The organism is Stieleria varia (assembly GCF_038443385.1).
In the GTDB taxonomy this organism is placed as follows: domain Bacteria; phylum Planctomycetota; class Planctomycetia; order Pirellulales; family Pirellulaceae; genus Stieleria; species Stieleria varia.
The window spans coordinates 2,121,371-2,135,821 of the sequence record NZ_CP151726.1 but is presented as its reverse complement, the minus strand read 5'-3'; the positions used below and the strand labels follow the sequence as shown (position 1 = coordinate 2,135,821).

At 54.6% G+C, this 14,451-nt stretch carries 14 protein-coding genes; 8 read left to right on the top strand and 6 right to left on the bottom strand.

Annotation, left to right across the window (positions count from 1 at the left end; genetic code table 11):
• The first annotated feature begins 7 nt into the window (after positions 1-7).
• From Pla52nx_RS07380 to Pla52nx_RS07370, 3 genes are all read left to right on the top strand, one after another.
• Positions 8-862 carry an ABC transporter permease gene (locus Pla52nx_RS07380; protein WP_146522408.1) on the top strand — a complete coding sequence of 285 codons (855 nt, stop codon included), beginning with the start codon at positions 8-10 and terminating at the stop codon, positions 860-862.
• A 65-nt stretch (positions 863-927) separates the two neighbouring features.
• A complete protein-coding gene (locus Pla52nx_RS07375) occupies positions 928-1,614 on the top strand; it encodes an SCO family protein (RefSeq protein WP_146522407.1) in 687 nt (228 codons plus the stop codon).
• Between the two features lie 7 nt (positions 1,615-1,621).
• On the top strand, positions 1,622-2,086 hold the full coding sequence (locus tag Pla52nx_RS07370; protein WP_146522557.1) for a DUF420 domain-containing protein: 465 nt from the start codon (positions 1,622-1,624) through the stop codon (positions 2,084-2,086).
• 27 nt (positions 2,087-2,113) lie between these two features.
• Here Pla52nx_RS07370 and Pla52nx_RS07365 read toward each other — a convergent pair whose 3' ends face one another.
• On the bottom strand, positions 2,114-2,356 hold the full coding sequence (locus tag Pla52nx_RS07365; RefSeq protein ID WP_146522406.1) for a hypothetical protein: 243 nt from the start codon (positions 2,354-2,356) through the stop codon (positions 2,114-2,116).
• Between the two features lie 307 nt (positions 2,357-2,663).
• Between Pla52nx_RS07365 and Pla52nx_RS07360 the strand changes: the two genes are divergently transcribed.
• The 4 genes from Pla52nx_RS07360 to Pla52nx_RS07345 all read left to right on the top strand — a co-directional run bounded on the left by Pla52nx_RS07360 (position 2,664) and on the right by Pla52nx_RS07345 (position 6,607).
• A complete protein-coding gene (locus tag Pla52nx_RS07360; RefSeq protein WP_231742380.1) occupies positions 2,664-3,341 on the top strand; it encodes an HD domain-containing protein in 678 nt (225 codons plus the stop codon).
• A gap of 905 nt (positions 3,342-4,246) precedes the next feature.
• Positions 4,247-4,738: a hypothetical protein gene (locus Pla52nx_RS07355; RefSeq protein WP_146522405.1), complete on the top strand. Its 492-nt coding sequence runs from the start codon at positions 4,247-4,249 to the stop codon at positions 4,736-4,738.
• Positions 4,739-4,953: 215 nt separating this feature from the next.
• Positions 4,954-5,613: a hypothetical protein gene (locus Pla52nx_RS07350; RefSeq protein WP_146522404.1), complete on the top strand. Its 660-nt coding sequence runs from the start codon at positions 4,954-4,956 to the stop codon at positions 5,611-5,613.
• A gap of 73 nt (positions 5,614-5,686) precedes the next feature.
• The gene (locus Pla52nx_RS07345) at positions 5,687-6,607 is read left to right on the top strand and encodes a hypothetical protein (RefSeq protein WP_146522403.1); all 921 of its coding nucleotides are present in this window, start codon (positions 5,687-5,689) and stop codon (positions 6,605-6,607) included.
• Positions 6,608-6,978: 371 nt separating this feature from the next.
• Here Pla52nx_RS07345 and Pla52nx_RS07340 read toward each other — a convergent pair whose 3' ends face one another.
• The 3 genes from Pla52nx_RS07340 to Pla52nx_RS07330 are packed head-to-tail and all read right to left on the bottom strand — an operon-like array spanning position 6,979 to position 9,646.
• Complete coding sequence (locus Pla52nx_RS07340) at positions 6,979-7,728, bottom strand: methyltransferase domain-containing protein (protein WP_146522402.1); 750 nt, start codon at positions 7,726-7,728, stop codon at positions 6,979-6,981.
• Positions 7,725-8,468, bottom strand: coding sequence for a ubiquinone/menaquinone biosynthesis methyltransferase (locus tag Pla52nx_RS07335; protein WP_146522401.1), 744 nt, complete (start codon positions 8,466-8,468; stop codon positions 7,725-7,727). Before Pla52nx_RS07335 ends, Pla52nx_RS07340 begins: the two co-directional genes overlap by 4 nt.
• Positions 8,465-9,646 (bottom strand): NAD(P)/FAD-dependent oxidoreductase, encoded by a 1,182-nt coding sequence (locus Pla52nx_RS07330; RefSeq protein WP_146522400.1) that lies wholly within the window; start codon positions 9,644-9,646, stop codon positions 8,465-8,467. Before Pla52nx_RS07330 ends, Pla52nx_RS07335 begins: the two co-directional genes overlap by 4 nt.
• Positions 9,647-9,703: 57 nt before the next feature.
• On the opposite strand from Pla52nx_RS07330, the gene Pla52nx_RS07325 reads away from it, so the two are divergent.
• Positions 9,704-12,298 carry a c-type cytochrome gene (locus tag Pla52nx_RS07325; RefSeq protein WP_146522399.1) on the top strand — a complete coding sequence of 865 codons (2,595 nt, stop codon included), beginning with the start codon at positions 9,704-9,706 and terminating at the stop codon, positions 12,296-12,298.
• Positions 12,299-12,306: 8 nt separating this feature from the next.
• On the opposite strand, the gene Pla52nx_RS07320 is transcribed toward Pla52nx_RS07325, so the two are convergent.
• Together Pla52nx_RS07320 and Pla52nx_RS07315 are read right to left on the bottom strand one after the other, a co-directional pair.
• Positions 12,307-13,539, bottom strand: coding sequence for an efflux RND transporter periplasmic adaptor subunit (locus Pla52nx_RS07320; RefSeq protein ID WP_146522398.1), 1,233 nt, complete (start codon positions 13,537-13,539; stop codon positions 12,307-12,309).
• Complete coding sequence (locus Pla52nx_RS07315) at positions 13,536-14,255, bottom strand: ABC transporter permease (protein WP_146522397.1); 720 nt, start codon at positions 14,253-14,255, stop codon at positions 13,536-13,538. The genes Pla52nx_RS07320 and Pla52nx_RS07315 overlap by 4 nt, the downstream gene beginning before the upstream one ends.
• Between the last annotated feature and the right edge of the window lie 196 nt (positions 14,256-14,451).

Genomic DNA, 14,451 nt, shown 5'->3' with positions numbered 1-14,451 from the left:
AAGCTCGATGCCACAGTCCACTTCCCCTCCCAACGCGTTGCCAACCCCGTGGTCGGCCGGATGGGGCGCCGCGTGGATGTTGGCCAAACGCGAAATCGTTCGCTTCATCCGACAGCCCAATCGTGTGACCGCAGCGATCGTGCAACCCCTACTGTTTTGGTTGCTATTCGGAACCGGCCTCAAAGGTGCGTTTCAGTCCGTCGGTGGCCAAAATTTCCTTGAGTTCTTTTTGCCGGGAACGGTCGCGTTGATCGTCTTGTTCACGGCGATCTTTGCAACCATCTCTGTCATCGAAGATCGCCGCGAAGGATTCATGCAATCCGTGCTCGTCGCGCCGGTCGGTCGGTGGCCGGTGTTATTCGGCAAGGTCATCGGGGGCAGCGTTATCGCGTGGGTTCAAGCCGTGCTGTTCTTGATCCTGGTTTTCGTCGTGGGAACTGCATCCATCGGAGCGACCACTCCCGCGCTGTTGCTGATGATGGCGATCCTGGCGGTGATGATGTGCTCGCTGGGCATGATCGTCGCGTGGCCGATGGACAGCACGCAAGGATTCCATGCGATCATGATGCTCGGCCTGATGCCGATGTGGTTACTCAGCGGATCGTTCTTTCCAATCCCAGCCATGTCGGGCGACGCCGGGATCGGCTCGATGATTCTCGGTGGCATCATGCGGGCAAATCCGCTCAGTTACGTGATGACCGAGCTGCGGCGTCTGATGTTCCCCAACGTCGACCTCGCAAACGCTGCTTTTGCCCCCAGCTCGATCGCTTGTTGGACGGTTGCGATCGTAGCTGCGATAATGACAACTTGGATCGCCTGGCAATTGATGCGAGGCAACCGGAAAGCGGACGTGATTGTCTGATTCCTAGAGTCATCACGGCGATCCCCTCATTGCGTCCCTCCCCACTGAATCACTCCAGAGCAAACATGCGAACCGCATTTCATGTCGTCATGATCCTGGTGACCGGATTGGTCATGGGGCTGATCTATCGATCCCTCAGCAACCAGCCCTCGCAGAATGCAAACCTGCCTGGCCCTGATGAAATCGTCCACACAACGGACGTGGCGCCCGGGACAAAACTGGAGCCGACAGAGCTGAAGATCGAGAACACCGAACCGGTGCACCCGGTGACCGACGAAGCCTGGCTGAGTCGATTTGAATTGACCGAACGCAGCGGCAAGACAGTCAACAGCGAGGATCTGTTGGGTGAGCCCTACGTGGTCAGTTTCTTCTTTAGCACTTGCCCGAGCATTTGCCCTCAGCAAAACCGAAAACTCAAAGAGTTGCAGGATGAGTTCGAAGGCCAAGGTGTCAAGTTTCTCGCCATCTCGGTCGACCCCGAGACCGATACGCCGGAGGTACTACGGGAATACGCCGCGCGGTTCGGGGCCGACAAAGACCAATGGTTGTTCATGACCGGTGACCTGACCTACGTCCGACGAATCGGCGCTGAAATCTTCCAGCAACCAGTCGACAAGAAATTTCATACCGAACGACTCGTATTGGTTGATTCGGCTGGCAAGATCGAAGGTCTCTATCTGTGGCCCGAGAAAGCCCAATTCGAAAAACTCAAAAAGTCGATCAAGCGTTTGCTGGCCGACAAGGAATCTTGAACGAATGATCTGGCACGCCCTCGCTGATTACCTGCCCCACTGCACCGCTTTCCTGAACGCAACCGCGACATGCTTGCTCGCCGTCGGCTTGATGAAAATCAAGAAGGGACAAGCACGGCAGCACAAGAAATACATGCTCTCGGCTCTGGCCGTCAGCGCTTTGTTTCTGATGCTGTACCTGCTGCACAAAGTCGCCCTGTATCAGGTCACCGGTGAACCCAACAAACGATTTCCCACCGACACGGAAATCGCGCCTTTGGCAGCTCGGTACACCTATTACAGCATCTTGCTGACACACTTGATCCTGGCCGTCACCGTTCCCTTCCTCGCAGTGCGTGCGGTGTATTTGGCCAAGAACGGCAGAATCCTGGCGCACAAGAAATTGGTCCGCTACGCGTATCCCATCTGGATGTACGTCTCAGTGACCGGTGTCCTGGTCTACCTGATGCTGTATCAACTCTATCCAGCCTGATCAGGACACTTATTTTCCGCACGTCCGTCAGACAAAGAATCGAATCATTCGCCACGCCACGCTGAAGAGGATGGCCACCAAACCGATCAGCATCATGATCCCAGGTGCCGCGCTGCCGTCGCTCTTGTTCAATTGACGCTCGATGTCCTCATCGCTCAGTCTGGGATCGATAAAGGTTGACTTTCCGCTCCCGGCGATCGCCCCCCAAAACAAGCCCAGCAAGACCAACCCAATCCCAATCGCAAACAAAAAATAAGGTGCCGCCAACATCGCATCGCCTCCAATAGGGAAACCACAAACGAAAGTTCACCTTTATTCAGCGTAACGCTTTTGCGACACCGCTGCAGGATTATCTTGGCGATGAGCGTTCGCTCTCGCATTCTTCTTGACGATTGGTTATCCTATAATCTCTGCAACTTCTTTCTGTCACGTGCAAACGGTTCGCGACGACGAACCCCGATAATGCGTTCGACGAAGTTTCGCCAACAAGTGGCATACTTGGCGGCGCGCTTGATGTACAACCGAGAGGTCTCGGAGTACTACCAGGCGAAATGGAAAGCGGCCAAGCAATTGGGCCGTGGTTGGGTTCACCCACATCCATCTGAACGACCAGTTCCCGATCGAACTGACCGTCTATCCTCCGTCCCAATTGGGCTTTCGATTTCGCAGCAGCATCACGGGAAAGCCGATTGAGCGTGCGACGACGGCTGAACTGGAAAAACTGCTCGCGATGCAACACGGACTCGAATCCGCCGAGCTTGATTCTCATCTCGACGACATGGACGCCAGTCCGGATCGCTGGAACGTATACCTTTCTCTGCTATTGCCCTTGGAAAACGTAAAGCAAAACCCGCGATACCATCCCGAAGGCGACGCGTTGTTCCACAGCATGCAAGTCTACAAGTTGGCAAAGCAGGAGATGCCCTACGACGAAGAATTCTTGCTTGCGGCACTGCTGCACGATGTCGGCAAAGCAATTGATCCTGACGACCACACGCTCGCCGGACTCGAAGCGCTCGAGGGGTACATCACCAACCGAACGGCGTGGCTGATCAAACATCACATGGAAGCCCACAAGATCGCGGACCGCACGATCGGCGCCCGCCGCCGCCGTCGCTTGACCGAGCACCAGCTATTCGACGACTTGATGTTGTTGTGCGAGTGCGATCGCGGCGGCAGAGTCCCCGGCGCGATCGTCACAGAACCCGAACTCGCATTGGACTACATCGAAGAAATCGAAACCATGTTCGGGTAGATTGTGGAATGTCCCTCGCTGGCACCAGGTATATCCTCGTTGTTACGTGAAAGGCCTTCCGATAATTACGCCGAAGGTGTTTAACACCAAAGCCCGGGGTCGCGTAGCGCACCCCGGGACAACAATCAGCAGCATCCACCAACCCTATCGGGGTTGAACAAAATTGGTCAGCAATAGATTTGACGACCCAAGTCGGCATAAAAATCGATCCGGAGCCGGTTGATGTCTGGTAAAAATGAAATCGAGATCGGAAACATTTATTGCATCGGTCAAACGCGAACCGTTGAGTTCCAAGCTCGAGTGTGTCGCAACAGGGGTTTCCGCGTCACAATGCATAAAGGCCAACAGAGAAGCGAGTTTTAAATGTACACACCCTCCGATCGCAGGCTAGCGTTGCATGATTTTTTTCGTCGCAAGTATGTCGGCTTCGTCGCTGGAACGGCAGTGTCAATTCTTGCAATCGCGATTCCGCTGGCTGTCAGAAATCAAGTCGTTGATTTGACGCTTCAGTCCGCTCTTGCGTTGATCTCTTTGCTATTGTTTTTTCCTGCGTTTCTAATTCCGCAATTCGTTGCAGAAGTTCGATCGTCTAAGGATCCGCGATTGCGTTGCCCCAACTGTGGAGCTCTTTTGATCTCAACGCTTTCAGCCCTCAGGAGATTTTCGAGACGGGGCGAATGTGATTCCTGCAATTCGCTCGTGGGCGTTGCACCTGAGATTCGTCACAGGACGTGGATGGATCTTGCATTCTTTGCAGGCGGTATGACTGCCATCTGTCTTGGACTTGGTTTTGCCCTCTGGATTCTTGGATAGCTCATCCGCAGAAAATGGGATTCCAGCAACTACAAGTCCCGAAACGTCCGTCACTCTGACCAAGAAACTTCCCATCGAACGGAGAAATCGAAATGCGATACTTAGCTGCCTTTTGCACCATTGCTTTGCTCTACGGAAATGCGGTGGCACAGGAATTTGAAGTCAGCGGTACGGATGACGTTTTCGTCATCAACCCGTCGATTCTACAAGCAACGCCCAAATGGGATCCTGAGTTCACCGACATCCCAGTGGGTGCTGCCAGAGCGATAAAGATTGCTCGCGAGTATCACGACAATCAGGAATTTACGGGATTCAGTGCGTTGTTCAAATGGGAAGTGTCCGGGTGCGCGTTGGTGAGAGAAGATGATCAACGATGGTACTGGATCGTTCAATTCCGTGGGCAGTTTGCGCCGGAAGAGATGTTGGCGAAAAAAGGGATACATGCCGGCGGAGGGTCTTTTCCCGGACCCAAGACGATATTTCACCGAATCCCAGTTTTATTGACGGGGAAACTCACACCAACCAAAATCGATTTCCTGCCGCCCGCAGTGAAACGTGTGCACTCGGAAGAGGAATCACCATAGATGCCGGAGCGTTTGGATTCGCCTGCATTCTTCAAAGAACTGAAAAATACGCCTCGTCAGCAAAGGGCCGCGAAGCACTTGGCAACACACCAAGTCCAGTCGCTGGCGCGTCGAGGCCACAAATCGACAGAGACAGGGTTCCGCACTCATGATCAGCATTCTGACCCACTAGACAACAACTTGAAGTCGATGGTCCATTGTCGTGAGGCCAACAAATGATGCATTCGTTCATACAATTTGGAAAATGGTTCCTGATGCTGGTCATCGGCTTTTTCTTGATTGGATTTCTTTTGACTCCGATGACCACTGTGGGCGCTGGCATTGGAACCGGCTATTTTTCCTACTATTTCAGTGCTTCGTTTCAAGTATGGCCAAAAGAGGAAAATGACACGTTGGGCTCGCTTGACATCGAAGGCAACGTCGGGCCGCAGTTCCTTCTATGGGGTCACTCTTGCCCAGCCTACAAGTCAGTGGAGCTGCAATGGGAGATGTTTCATGCTCCGGACCAAAAGGGACGAGCAAGTATCGATCTTGAGCGAATGGCGTTTGACGATGGAGAGAGAGTTTCCCATCTCAATGAAACGTCTCTTTCAGAATTGATCGGTTTTTCCGACACCAATCCTCGAGACAAAGAGCGTGTTGCGACGCTCATGCAGTTACTGATTTCCGCGCGAGATGCAACGTTGCCGCCGCCTCGTCACCATGGAATTCCGTTGCCCGAGCCACTTTCAGGCTCGATGCAGCATCATGCTGCTGGCATTTGCATACCGCCTTTCGCATTGCTTTGGTTGATCCTCTGGAACGCGTATGGGCTGTGGAAGTCACCCGGACGAAAACGGCTCAATGACGTCAATCCGATCGAGGAAAACCGTTAGCGATTGGAAGCCTTGTATCAAAGTGCTTCCTGCAAGCCCTACTCACCACTTCTGACTTTGTGAAAAACCAATCGTGAACGAACCCGCGAGTACAGATGACGAAACGATCTCAATGCCCGTGAAGGAGGTCAGCCGGAAATCACAGTTGATCCTCCTGATTGCCGTCTGTTGCATTGGCTTCTTCATTGCCGATGTCGCGACGCCGACCTGGTTCGAGAAACCATTTCCTGCAATGATCGCACTGGGTGTCGTGACCGCACAACTGACCGTTATCTGTGTGTGGGGGACGTTGGTTCGCGGCACGTTCTGGATTCGACTCCCGTGGACCTTGCTGCTGCTTGTGCTTTCCTGGTGCGGCTTTGCATGGGGCATCACGATCGAAAAGGGAACGCCTGATGCCTATGCGATGCTCGAGGCGGCATTGCTCTGGACATTTGGGTTCGTCACGAGTTTTGTGCCGTTGAAGATTGCAGCGATGTGCTTTCGATGGCAAATCGTTCAGGATTCAGTAGACGATCACAGTGCGGGGCAGAGTGCGGGCTATGCGATTCGGGACATCATGGTCGGAACGTTGTTGTTGGCGCTATCCATGGGGATCGGCCGCGCCATGATGCCCGACGAAGAGATCGAACTGATAAGGGTCTGGCGCGACAGTCTGTTCAGCCATCCAGAGCCATTGATCGCGATCACGATCTTTGGAATTGTCAGTCTGCTCGTGAAATTGCCCTGTATCTGGATTTCACTGGGCGAGAAAACCGAGAGAATCAAGTCAAGAATTGGCTTGTGGTTCGTCTATTGTCTCTTGCTGGCCGTGGGTGAGTTTATACTGCTATGCGCGGTGCTCGGCAACCCAGGAGACGATTCCGGAGAAGTGTTCTTCGGAATCGTTCTCAGCCATCAACTCATGGGCATGATCATGTTGGCCGTCTGTCTCGCGCTCCGTGGATTGGGCTATCGAATGGAGCGGGCAAGAGCATCAGCCGCCACGCGATAGCGTCCGGTTCTCACGCCTTTACTAGCACGACGCGCAAGCGAGTGAATCGTCATTTTGTGCTTCTATTCACTCGCTTGCGCGTCGTGCTGGTATTCTGCGGAAACTGGTGTTCAATCCCAAACAGCTCAACCTATCGAAGCGGATGACGCAACCAAACGCCGTGAGCCGTGACGCGTGAGCGGCCGGGTCTTGCACGTACCGGGCATACATTGCAATGCGTAAAACCCGTGGCCTGACGGCCAGCGGCTCAGGGCGCATGACACCACCAAGCGATTTGTAACACAGCCATGATAAGCGGGACGCGCTGGATCGCGCCCGCGGCTCATGAATAACCCTGGTTAGCGCGTTCCGGCATTTGAACCCCGACGAAATCACTCGCCAAGCCCTGCAACATTTCCGATCATTGCGAGATGGCCGGGGAGGTAGCGTCGCACTTTTACCGATCCATTCATCCCTGCGGCCGCGAGCATTTGATGACACTCGGCGACGGTAAAGGCACGCCGAATCGATGTCCTGCCATCGTGGTAAACAAAGCTTCTGGTCCAACGCAGCGGCAGCAAGGACGAGAATGCCAAGTACGTCAGCCCCGTTCGATGGATATCCGACAACACAAACCGGTGCTTCGTCACCCTGGCAATCTTGCTCAATACAGGCGAAAGTTCTTCGTCATGCAAGTGATGCAGAAAATGATTGGCAAACACAAAGTCCCACTGCTCGTCCGTGCCGTGCAACGATTGCGCCTTGGCATGACGGACCTCGATATTCGCATACGAATCGCATTTCTGCCTGGCAAACTCGATGACCCGCGGGTCATGATCCAAACAGGTCACATCGAGATGAATGCCCAGACGATGGCAACGATCGGACAGCCAGCGTGCCAGATCGCCGCCCCCGGCACCGATGTCCAGCAATGTCCATCGCCGATGCCGGTCTGACTTCATGGCGGACAAAATATAGTGATTGATCAACCTGTGGCACGGCGTCAGCCAACGATTGATCGTCGGGAAAAGTCCCAATGTATTGAACAGTTGTCCGACATCGCTGTCACGCGAATCCATCAACTCGGTTTCGGTCGACCGTTGAGATAAATCAGAAAAGAACATCTTGTTCGTCAAACTCACGGTGCCGGTGGTGCTTGGAATACAACCAGTTCCAGCGTGCCAAAATAAAACCGACTGGATTTCAAATCGGTAAATCCTCGCTCGCGAATCATTTCGTGCAGCGTTCCGCGATCCGGAAACTGCCGGAGCGATTTGGCGATGTAGGCATACGTCGATGGCTTTTGGTGCAACATCAGTCCCCAAAAACTGCCCCACAAGGTCAACACCCCGTTCTGTATCACTTGAATGAATCGATTCTTGGGCTTGGAAAAATCCAAGAATGCTGCATAGCCTCCGGGGCGTAGCACTCGCGCGATCTCATCCAATGCGGCATCAAGACAAGCCGCGTTACGCAACGCATAGCTACCAGTGACGATATCGATGGAGCCTGACTGGATCCCTGTCTCCGCCATATCGCCCAGTTGAAAAGCAACGTTGTCTTGATTTTGTCGCACACGAGCAACGTCCAACATTTCCTCGGACAAGTCCAACCCGATGATCAGTCCCTGCGGATATCGATCGGCGAGCGCAAACGCGACGTCGCCGGTGCCACTGGCCAAATCCAGACAACGCGGCGTCGGCAGTTCCGGCAGCGCTGCAATCAACTTGCGTTTCCACGCCTGATCGCGACCCAACGAAAGTGCTTTGGTAACAAAGTCGTACTTTGCAGCGACCACCGCAAAGAGAGCTTTATTGTACTCACGTTTTCCATCAACACTTGACATCCAAGCGTTGTCGTTCAGATCGACCGGTTGACTCACGATGCTTCCAAGCTAGGGGAACGGTTGATCCAACTCACAACGGGAGACGCCAAGGATGGCATCCGTGACAACAGCGAAATGGCCGCCCCAACCAGGACCGGGCGACGAAGTCCTCGGGTGAGCCATCGACAAGCACGCTGGCGTGATTGTAGCAAACGCCGATGCTCTCGGACCCAACGCAGTTGAGCCTCGTCAACCTTGCCGTCAAGTGCCTCAGCGACACAAGGTACAACAGATCGACCACTCGCCAATGCCCAAGACATTCCTTCGCCGGTAAATGGCTCCACGTAGCCTGCCGCATCTCCCACCAAAAACAGTCGCTGAGCGGCCGGGCGTGAAGGAGTCCGGGAAAGCGGCGGAGTGCCTCGCCAGTCCAGCGACGCCAGTCCGCGCAACTGCGGCAGACCACTACCGTCGGAAATCGCTTGCGCGACTTCACCTACGCTGGATCGCTTGATTTCATCAGGATCAAATGCACCGGCGACGTCCAAACGACCGTCTTGCAATTGCAACGCGCCGACGTAACCCGACTTTCCAATCGCCATGTGAATCGTGCCCTTGCGATAACCATCCGGCAGCGTGTCTGTCATCGCGGCGGTACCGATCAGCGAATGTGGTGCAAACGAAAACTGGATGTCCGTGCATTCCCGGAGTGAATGTCCGGAGACCCCATCGGCGACAATGATCACCTTCGCACGACCACCACACTTTCCCTCGGCATGAGAAACTTCAAACAAGCGTTCCTGCTCGCCCAACGCTCCCACGCGAACGCTTGCCCCGGACAAAAACTCCGCGCCCGCCGAGATGGCATGTCGAACCAATTCGCTGTCCAACACTTCACGCGAAATCGCGGCGCCTCGCGGCAACGACAACTCGGCGGTGCGCCCCTGACTCCCCATTCGAACGCGGTCGACCGACGGTGCATTCAACGATGCGGTCAGCTCTCCCAGACCGACGGACCGGAGCGTCGCCAATGCCGAACCGTTCAAATAGCATCCACAAACCTTGCGTCGTGGAAACTCGGACTTGTCTACCAACAACACCGAGGCTCCACTCGCGGCGAGCTGTCGAGCCGATAATGACCCCGATGGACCTGAACCAATGACCAGTACATCCCACTGACGCGACCGGGCGTCTGCGAGCGTGCAAGTCGGCGGCAGGTTTTGATGTGATAACATTCATGAGACTATACTTATTCCGGGGGAACAACGTCGATCCACATCGAGTGATTGCGAATGAAAAACCGCTTTTCCCGCCTGACAATGCACCTGAGTCCCCAAGCTCTCTTTCTGCGAATCGCTGTCGTCGTCGCATGGATGCTTTATCTTGCAGTTGACGGGAAATGCTTTTCCGCTGACGCGACTGAGCCGACAGATATACAGGTACCCGATGGGTTTGCCGTTGACTTGGTGTATTCGGTGCCGCTGGATTCGTTCGGATCGTGGGTATGCATGACCGAGGATCCGAAAGGGCGATTGATTTGCAGCGATCAACGTGGAGGACTTTACCGAGTGAAGTTGACGGGCAGCGACGCTCCTGGCGTGGAGCCCATCGACCTGGACATCGGCCATGCTCAAGGCTTGCAGTGCGTCGGCGATCAGCTTTATGTCGTCGTCTCAGGACCGATCGCCGACGGCCCCGGTTTGTATCGAGTGCGTGACACCGACAACAACGACCAGTACGACAGTGTTGAATTGCTTCAATCGTTTGAGTTGACGAACTCGTCGACCAACTTTCGCTCGGTCAAGTTGCGTTTGCAGAACATGCTGATCAGCAGTGGTCATGGTCCACACGGAATCCGTCTCGGTCCCGATGGCATGCTGTATGTGATGGGCGGAAATCACACGCACCTACCGGAGAACGTTTCAAAAGACTCTCCCTATCGCAATTATGCCGAGGACATCCTGTTGCCGCGCGTCGATGACGCGCAAGGAATTGCGACAGGGATCATGGCACCAGGCGGCTGGGTGCTGAAAACAGATCTCGATGGCAAAGAGTGGACTTTGGTTGCCGGCGGCTTACGAAACGCGTACGACTTGGCGTTCAATGCAGATGGCGAACTTTTTACGTTCGATTCCGACATGGAATTTGATAAAGGTGCTGCGTGGTATCGGCCCTGCCGAGTGAGTCATCTGGTCCCCGGTGGAGAGTACGGTTGGCGGTACGGTTCGGCGAAGTGGCCCGATCACTACACCGACAGCATCGGGCCGGTCGTCGATGTCGGCTTCGGTTCCCCCACCGGCGTCGAATTTGGTCATGGTGCGAGTTTTCCATCGCGTTATCGAAACGCGTTGTTCGCCGCGGATTGGGCGTACGGCAGAATCTATGCGATGAGCCTTTCACCCGATGGTGCCACGTACCGAGGCTCCTTTGAAACGTTCATCCAAGGCAAACCGCTGCCGGTCGTTGACTTGATCGTCCATTCCGACGGCGAAATGTATTTCCTGACGGGGGGACGGAACACGCAGTCCGGAATCTATCGTGTCCGATACACCGGCGATGAAGAAGTCGGTTTGACTGAGTCGGATGCGGATCACAATTCGGCAACCTTACGAGACTTACGCAGACAACTGGAATCGATCCCCGGCGACGGAACAACCGACTCGATCGAGACGGTTTTTGTTCACCTGAATCATGATGATCGAATGATACGTTACGCGGCACGCTTGGCACTGGAGCGTCAGCCATTGGACAAGTGGCACCAACGGGCGATGGATGAGACTCGCGGGACGGCCAAGCTACAAGCCATCGTCGCGCTTGCCCGATGCGGAGACGCATCGATGAAGCAAGCGTTGATCACACAGCTCAACGAGATTTCATTTGCGAATCTTTCACAGGTCCAAACCGGCGAACTCTTGCGTGCCTACTCGCTGGTGCTCAGCCGAATGAGCACCGATGGCGAAACGGACGACGCCACGGCGATGCGACTTGCTGCGGAGTTTCCTTCGCCGCATGGTTGGGCGATCAATCGTGAACTGTGCCGGTTGCTGGTGCGACTGCAATCGCCAGCGGTCATTGATCCGGCTTTGGAACTGATGGCGAACGCGGGATCACAAGAAGAACAATTCTTTTACGCGTTTGCGTTGCGGTCGCTTCGTTCGGGTTGGACGATCCAGCAACGAAAAGCCTATTTCACATGGCTGAGAATGGCGTACGATCGCTACGAAGGAGGAGAAAGTTTTCAGGGTTTTTTCAAACAGACAATCGCGGATGCGATTCGCACACTCTCCTCTGAGGAAAAGAAGTCGATTGCCGGCATTATCAGCGGCCGTGAGAAGCCAAAGTCGATCAGTAAGATTCAAGCCCCACGATCGTTCGTTCACAACTGGCAACTGAGCGATCTCAGTCCGTTGATGGATCAAGTGTCTGCGGGACGATCGTTTGAGCGAGGACGAGAAGCGTACGAGAGCACTCAGTGCCAGCTTTGCCACCGAATGCGTGGTACCGGTGCCAGCACTGGTCCCGATTTGACGGGGGCTGGAAACCGATTCACTCCCGACTACCTGCTTGAGGCCATCATTAGTCCGTCGAAAGTCATCCCGGAGCAGTATCAATCGGTCAAGATTTTAACGGACGATGGAGAGCTCTTCACAGGACGCGTCGTGGGAGAAACCGACGCGAGCGTGATCCTGAGGACGCAACCCTTCACGCAACAAACCGTGGAGATTGCGGTGGATTCAATTGCTCAGAGGAAACAATCCACAGTTTCGGAGATGCCTGAGGGATTGATCAACACGTTGACTTCAGCAGAGATCCTCGATTTGATCGCTTACATCCGCGCCGGCGGCGACTCGAGTGACCCTGCTTTTCAATCGAACGCAACCAAGTAAGCCCGCGTCTACTCGTTTTTATCCGCCTGAATATCGACCATGGCGGTCATCCCGATTCGTAGCTGGTCACTGGGGTCTTGCATTGCCACGATGACTTTGTACTGACGACCGGAATCCTGCAGAAAGCTGGCTGGTTCTGGAGTGGCGTTGACGTGTGTGACCGTTCCCCGAAACGATTGATCGGGGAGTGCATCGACACGAATGATCGCCTTTTGTCCCTTCTTCACTCGGGCGATCCTGGTTTCATTGACAGTCACTGCGACTTGCATGTTGCTGATGTCCGCGATCATCAACAGCTCCTGCCTCTCTCGGACACTGACTCCGACTTCCATCGTCTCCTGACCTCGTCGAGGCGTTGGGTATAGAACGAAGCCGTCCTGCGGAGCACTGATCACAGACGATTCCACCTTGGATTCCAGTTCGGCGATTCTTGATTGAACCGCCCCGACCGCCGTTCTTGCTGCCGTCAATTGCATCCGGCCTTTGACGATTTCCGATTCCAGCGTCGTTGTCGCCTTGGTGAGGTCGACTTGTTGGACAAAAAGCTGCAGCTTCAGTTCAGCCAGACGCAGGGCATGTTTCCGCTCATTGAGCCTTTGGTGCCGCTGGATCATCGCGGATTCAGCCTGAGCGGCCACAAGTGATGCTTCGGCTGTCAGGACTGCCGATTTGTCTGCCGATCCACTCTCAAAGCCTTGCTTTGCAACTTCCATTGCCACGTTCGCTGCTGCGATCTTTTTCTCGGCGACGGACAATTGTTCTGCCAAGTCTTGCTCGGTCGTATTCATTTCACCACCGTCTCCCGAGAACACATCCAGCTTCATGTTCGCAACTTCAATCTGCTTTTCGGCTTTCTCGTGAACACCTTGAAGGTCTCTCTCGAGTCCCTTGACGGCATGCTCAACCGTCGCCAACTCCGCAAGCCGATTCGTGAGCTCTGTCCTTTGCGTCGACAGCTCCTGCTCGATCGCGGATGCGTCCAACCGCATGACCTGGTCGCCTTGTTTGACCTGCGTGCCTTCCGGCGTGATCTCAAGAATCGCTGCGGAAAAGGGAGCGTGCAGGGTGACCGCTGAGGCACTTTCCAGCGTTCCCGACTCGCGAATCTGCTTGTTGATTTTTGCCTGCAATGCGGAGATCTCCGCCGCCGACAATCCTCCGAAACGTTGAGCTTGCGCGACAGAACAAAGGCTTGCCGCAGAGACAATCACCATCAGCAGGAGTGTCGTGGCCCGTTTCATGGTCTGACCTTGATTTCGTAATCTTTGGTTTGATGTTGATTCAGCAGGATCTGTTCGATGATCTTCACCGTCTGTTCGACCTTGGGGGCGTTGTCGACCAGGATTTCGACCTCGCTGAGTTCGTACCTTTGTAATTCAAACTGTCCCGACTTGCGTCGCAACAACTGATCCCCCATTCGCGAGCGCATCGTCGTGATCGGAATGAAGATGGATGGCAGCGTTTCACTATCGACGATCCCCACGACCGTGAAATACTCGCGGTTGAACTGGATTGCTTTGCCGATCGGATCGGTATTGGGAAACAGTCTCTGGACATGTTTGCTGTCGATCACGGCGACACTGTTTTGGTGGACAGAGTCGGCTTCGGTCAGGAAACGCCCTTGAGTCAATTTGAATCCTTTGACTTCAGCGTACTGGTTGTTGGTGCCCGCGATCGTCGTTTGCAGGACTTGGTCCCCGACAGAGACGTCTTCTTGCGGAACCGTGCGGATCGGGATCAAAGTCTGAATGGTCGGGACAAGGGTCTCGATGCGATGAACGTCTTCGCGAGTGATCCCATAAGTCGACACCGTGCCGGAGAAGCTCTCCGGCGGCACGCTACGAATCACAATGGTTCGACCGGACCGACCCTGTGCCGAAACACCAGCGGCGGAGACGAAACCGACGCCCAAAAGGACGCCGATAAGCAGTGGGATGCGTTCTGGCAAAGCAAACATTTGGGTGGCTCAAAGACGTATCAAACATGCGGTGCGGCTTGCCCCATTGTACAACCGGTAGGTCATGCTGTGCATGACGCCATCCGTTTAACGCAATCCAGCCACGATGGAACACGCCAAGAGTCTTGCCCAAACCCGGGCATCTACGCGTTAAGTTGGGCGGAACGTATTTCGTCATGCACAGCATGACCGACGG

Excerpts from the sequence above, each read along its gene's own strand:
- Pla52nx_RS07350 (WP_146522404.1), top strand. The coding sequence starts at position 4,954 with ATGATGCATTCGTTCATACAATTTGGAAAATGGTTCCTGATGCTGGTC.
- Pla52nx_RS07315 (WP_146522397.1), bottom strand. The coding sequence starts at position 14,255 with ATGTTTGCTTTGCCAGAACGCATCCCACTGCTTATCGGCGTCCTTTTG.
- Pla52nx_RS07330 (WP_146522400.1), bottom strand. The coding sequence starts at position 9,646 with ATGTTATCACATCAAAACCTGCCGCCGACTTGCACGCTCGCAGACGCC.
- Pla52nx_RS07380 (WP_146522408.1), top strand. The coding sequence starts at position 8 with ATGCCACAGTCCACTTCCCCTCCCAACGCGTTGCCAACCCCGTGGTCG.
- Pla52nx_RS07355 (WP_146522405.1), top strand. The coding sequence starts at position 4,247 with ATGCGATACTTAGCTGCCTTTTGCACCATTGCTTTGCTCTACGGAAAT.
- Pla52nx_RS07365 (WP_146522406.1), bottom strand. The coding sequence starts at position 2,356 with ATGTTGGCGGCACCTTATTTTTTGTTTGCGATTGGGATTGGGTTGGTC.
- Pla52nx_RS07320 (WP_146522398.1), bottom strand. The coding sequence starts at position 13,539 with ATGAAACGGGCCACGACACTCCTGCTGATGGTGATTGTCTCTGCGGCA.
- Pla52nx_RS07325 (WP_146522399.1), top strand. The coding sequence starts at position 9,704 with ATGAAAAACCGCTTTTCCCGCCTGACAATGCACCTGAGTCCCCAAGCT.
- Pla52nx_RS07375 (WP_146522407.1), top strand. The coding sequence starts at position 928 with ATGCGAACCGCATTTCATGTCGTCATGATCCTGGTGACCGGATTGGTC.